The 4296-nt window shown below is 70.0% G+C and carries 5 protein-coding genes; all 5 read right to left on the bottom strand.

The window, feature by feature from the left end; genetic code table 11:
• Positions 1-189: 189 nt before the first annotated feature.
• The 5 genes from ACIA73_RS34015 to ACIA73_RS33995 all read right to left on the bottom strand — a co-directional run bounded on the left by ACIA73_RS34015 (position 190) and on the right by ACIA73_RS33995 (position 3929).
• The gene (locus tag ACIA73_RS34015; protein WP_399442777.1) at positions 190-1233 is read right to left on the bottom strand and encodes a lysophospholipid acyltransferase family protein; all 1044 of its coding nucleotides are present in this window, start codon (positions 1231-1233) and stop codon (positions 190-192) included.
• Between the two features lies 1 nt (position 1234).
• Positions 1235-2359 (bottom strand): NAD-dependent epimerase/dehydratase family protein, encoded by a 1125-nt coding sequence (locus tag ACIA73_RS34010; RefSeq protein WP_399442776.1) that lies wholly within the window; start codon positions 2357-2359, stop codon positions 1235-1237.
• Between the two features lie 209 nt (positions 2360-2568).
• Complete coding sequence (locus tag ACIA73_RS34005; RefSeq protein WP_003948845.1) at positions 2569-2667, bottom strand: 30S ribosomal protein bS22; 99 nt, start codon at positions 2665-2667, stop codon at positions 2569-2571.
• A 101-nt stretch (positions 2668-2768) separates the two neighbouring features.
• A complete protein-coding gene (locus tag ACIA73_RS34000; protein WP_399442775.1) occupies positions 2769-2984 on the bottom strand; it encodes a helix-turn-helix domain-containing protein in 216 nt (71 codons plus the stop codon).
• 129 nt (positions 2985-3113) lie between these two features.
• Positions 3114-3929: a phosphatase gene (locus ACIA73_RS33995; protein ID WP_399442774.1), complete on the bottom strand. Its 816-nt coding sequence runs from the start codon at positions 3927-3929 to the stop codon at positions 3114-3116.
• Positions 3930-4296: the final 367 nt, after the last annotated feature.

Below are 4296 nucleotides of genomic sequence, written 5' to 3'. Positions count from 1 at the left end.
GGCGCTGGCCCCTACTGCTCTAGTCTCTCCCCCCCCCCCCCCCCCTCCGCGCCCCGCCCCCCCCCCCCCCCCCCCCCCCCCCCCCCCCCCCCCCCCCCCCCCCCCCCCCACGCACACCCTCCGGCAGAAAGCCGGCCTCGAAGAACACCCGGATCCAGAAGAACATCCGGCCTCGAAGAACACCCGGGCTCAGAAGAACACCGACCTCCGCTGCACCAGCAGCTTGTACAGCGTGTGCTGGATCTGCTCCCGCACCTGGTCCGTCAGGTTGAACATCAGCATCGGGTCCTCGGCCGCCTCCGCCGAATACCCGGAGGTCTCGATCGGCTCGCCGAACTGGATCGTCCACTTCGTCGGCAACGGCACCGCCCCCAGCGGCCCCAGCAACGGAAAAGTCGGCGTGATGGGGAAGTACGGAAGTCCCAGCACCCTGGCGAGGGTCTTCGAGTTGCCGATCATCGGGTAGATCTCCTCGGCCCCCACGATCGAGCACGGCACGATCGGCGCTCCCGCCCGCATCGCCGTCGACACAAAGCCGCCCCGTCCGAACCGCTGCAGCTTGTACCGGTCGCTGAACGGCTTCCCGATGCCCTTGAACCCCTCCGGCATCACCCCCACCAGCTCACCCCGCTGAAGCAGCGCCTGCGCGTCCTCCGCACACGCCAGGGTGTGCCCGGCCTTGCGGGCCAGCTCGTTCACCACCGGGAGCACGAAGACCAGGTCGGCGGCCAGCAGCCGCAGATGCCGTCCCGCCGGATGCTCGTCGTGCACCGCGGCCTGGAGCATCAGCCCGTCCAGCGGCAGCGTCCCTGAGTGGTTGGCGACGATCAGCGCCCCGCCCTCGGCCGGGATGTTCTCGATGCCCTTCACTTCCACCCGGAAGTACTTCTCGTAGAACGGCCGGATCATCGACATCAGGACCTGATCGGTGAGCTCACGGTCGTACCCGAACTCGTCGACCTCGTAGTCCCCGGTGATCCGCCGCCGCAGGAAGGACAGCCCGCCCGCGATCCGCCGCTCCCAGCCGCCCCGCTGCGTCTCTTCCGCAACAGGAGCCTCGACCGCCTCCGGGGCCTCCGGAGAGGTCCCCTGCTGCTCCGGTACGGGCGCCAGGGCGCCACCCCCGGCACCGCCCTTCCCGCGCCCCGTGCCCCGTTTCCCCGGCCGCGCTGTCCCCGTCCCGCGCCGCTGGCGCGGCTCGTCACCGAAGGGGATGACCTTGGCGTCGGCCATGTCAGATGCGCTCCTTGGAGTCGGCGGGTGCTGCGGAACCGGCGGGTGCCGCAGGATCGGTGGCGGGAGCAGGTTCCGTACGTACGAAGTCGGCGACGGCGGCCACCCGCTCCGCCGCGTTGTCCACGGTACGGGCGAGCAGCTCGGGCGGGAGCAGTCCGGAGCCCCGGCTGCGGGCGAAGTCCGCGAAGGCCTCCGCCGTCGTGTACTTGGGCTCGAAGCCGAGCGTCTCGCGCATCTGCGAGGTCCGCACCACCCGGCCATGGGTCAGCAGCCGGATCTGCTCGGGCGAGAAGTCGCTCATTCCGACCGTCCGCAGCGCCGAGCCCACCCAGCGCACGGCGGGCAGCAGGAACGGCACGGTCGGCCGCCCAAGCCTGCGCGCGCACTGCGAGAGCAGCAGCACCCCGTCACCGGCGATGTTGAAGGTCCCGCTGTTCAGCGTCCCGCGCCTCGGCTCGTGCGCGGCGATCCGCAGCACCTCCACCACGTCGTCCTCGTGCACGAACTGAAGCCTGGGGTCGTACCCCAGGACCGTGGGCAGGGCCGGCAGCGAGAAGTAGTCGGCGAGCGGGGTGTCGGCCCGCGGCCCGAGGATGTTCGCGAACCTGAGCACGCACACCGCCACGTCCGGGCGCCGCCTGGCGAACCCGCGGACGTACCCCTCGACCTCGACGGCGTCCTTGGCGAAGCCACCGCTGGGCAGCGACTTGGCCGAAGTCGACTCGGTGAAGACGGCGGGATCGCGCGGCGCGGAGCCGTACACACTGGTACTGGACTTCACCACCAGGCGCTGCACCGTCGGCGACTTCTGGCAGGCGCCGAGCAGCTGCATGGTGCCGATGACATTGGTCTCTTTCACGGTCGCCCGGCCGCCGCCACCGGCCAGCGGGGTGCCGGTCACATCCATGTGCACGACCGTATCGACGCCGTACTCGGCGAGAACGCGGGCGATCGCGGGCTGCCGGATGTCCGCCCGTACGAAATCCGCTCCCCCGATGTGATGCTCGGGAGGCACCGCGTCGACCCCGATCACCCGGTCCACCTCGGGATCCCGCTGCACCCGCCGCACGAAACGGCCGCCCAGCTGCCGGGCCACACCTGTGACGAGCACGACCTTGCCCAAGATCCGCGCCTTCCCCTCGAAGCCCCCGGGGTGTCCCGGACTCCCCCGGGTCCCCCTTCGATGGCCACCGTAACGCCTGTGTGTTGCGCTGTGATGACCGAGCGGCACTCGAAGTGACAGGGAGGGGCAGGCCGGGCTGCAACGCAACGCATGAAGGCCCTCCCGCCATTGCTGGCGGGAGGGCCTTCAGGTACTGCGTCAGCTGTCGCTTACTTCTTGTTGCGACGCTGAACGCGAGTGCGCTTCAGCAGCTTGCGGTGCTTCTTCTTCGCCATCCGCTTACGGCGCTTCTTGATAACAGAGCCCACGACAACCCTCGCTTCTTCTCACTGGTGCGGGGCGTCTGGGCCCACACGACCTACAAGGGCCTAGCCTACCCGCCACCGGGTGAGTGACGTAATCCGAGGGTCTAGGCCGTCGTCTCCACCCCCACGAAGGACTCCCGGAGGTACTCGTGAACCGCTTGCTCCGGGACCCGGAAGGACCTGCCCACCCGGATCGCCGGCAGATGACCACTGTGCACCAAGCGGTACACGGTCATCTTCGACACTCGCATCACCGAGGCGACTTCCGCCACGGTCAGAAACTTGACCTCGTTGAGAGGCCTCTCGCCTGAAGCAGTCATGACCCACCTGTACCTTCCGCACATGACGCGCACCGGCTTCCCCTTCCGGTGACTCTTCGTCGCTGTGCGCTCACTCCCCAGACTAGGGGCGTGTGATGCGAGTGGGGAAGAGGAGATGCGATCGGCCCGCTACCGTGACAGACACGCTCGATTGAGTACATAGCGAGTAAGCGGTCGGTAGTAATCAGACCGCACACCGTCATCAAGTGGAACGGCCACGGACACCCGCCCCTCCTCCTCCCCGACGAACAGCGCGGGGTCGTCCACATCGGCAAGACCAATCGCCTCAAACCCTAGCTGACCTGCACCGCAGACCCATCCGTGATCTCCCACAACCAGCCCGGGAAGTGGCCCGGAACCCCCTGCGGCGGCCTCCAGAACCACCCGAACCGGCAGTGGGGAATGGGAGTGCACGCCGGTCTCACTCACGGGACCCCGTGCGCCGGGTTCGCGCATCAGCGCGACTCCCCGTACGTAGTCAAGGTTGTACGTGCGTACGCCGAACCGGGTCGTTATGTCGACACGCTGCCCCTGCGCGGAGGTGAGCACTTCACACCCCGCCGCCGACAAGGCGTCTGCCAACTCGGCGTAGAACTCGACCAAACGGTGCGGATGACCGGTCCCGAACAGCACCGGCAGCCCTCTCCCGGCCGCCTCCCCGATCTTCTCCGCGAAGGCGTCGAGCGCGTCCAACGTCCGCTCAGGATCGATGACATCGGGTCCCCGCCGGTACGTCAGGTCCTCCGACACCCCACACTTCTCCGCCATCAGCCCCACCAACTCCCCCTCGCCCCAGTCCCCTTGAGGCTCCAATCCCAGCAGAACCCTCGGGTCCCCCTCCCCGAACAACCGATACCGCCGCAGACTCTCCTCCCGCTGAGTCCCCACCACCCCCGCCAGCCTCGCCGCCACCAAATGCGCCCGCACCACCCCACGACTCAACACCCCTCCATCCTCAACCCCCCGCCCCCACCCCACCCCAAAACCCCACCCCTCCCAACCCCCTTGGCCTAACCCCCTCCCCACCACACCCCACCCCCGTAGCCCCTTTGTGCGCCGAGGCCGCCCGCCCCTCCCACCACCGTCAGCCCCCTTGGGCGGCGGGGCCTCGTCCCCTCCCCGCTATACCGCCGCCCACTTGGGCGGCGGGGCCGCGTCCCCTCCCCGCTATACCGCCGCCCGCTTGGGCGGCGGGGCCGCCCCCCCGGGGCGGGACCGGCGGGCCAGGGGGGGGGCCCCCCCGGGGGGCCCCCCCCCCCCCCCCCCGCCCCGCCCCCCCCCCCCGGCGGCGGCGCGGGGGGGGGCGCCGGCC

The organism is Streptomyces sp. NPDC051561 (assembly GCF_044454195.1).
Classification (GTDB): domain Bacteria; phylum Actinomycetota; class Actinomycetes; order Streptomycetales; family Streptomycetaceae; genus Streptomyces.
This window is presented reverse-complemented; position numbering and strand designations above follow the sequence as displayed.

Bases quoted from the DNA above. Each gene is read 5' to 3' on its own strand.
- ACIA73_RS34015 (WP_399442777.1), bottom strand. From the start codon at position 1,233: ATGGCCGACGCCAAGGTCATCCCCTTCGGTGACGAGCCGCGCCAGCGG.
- ACIA73_RS34000 (WP_399442775.1), bottom strand. From the start codon at position 2,984: ATGACTGCTTCAGGCGAGAGGCCTCTCAACGAGGTCAAGTTTCTGACC.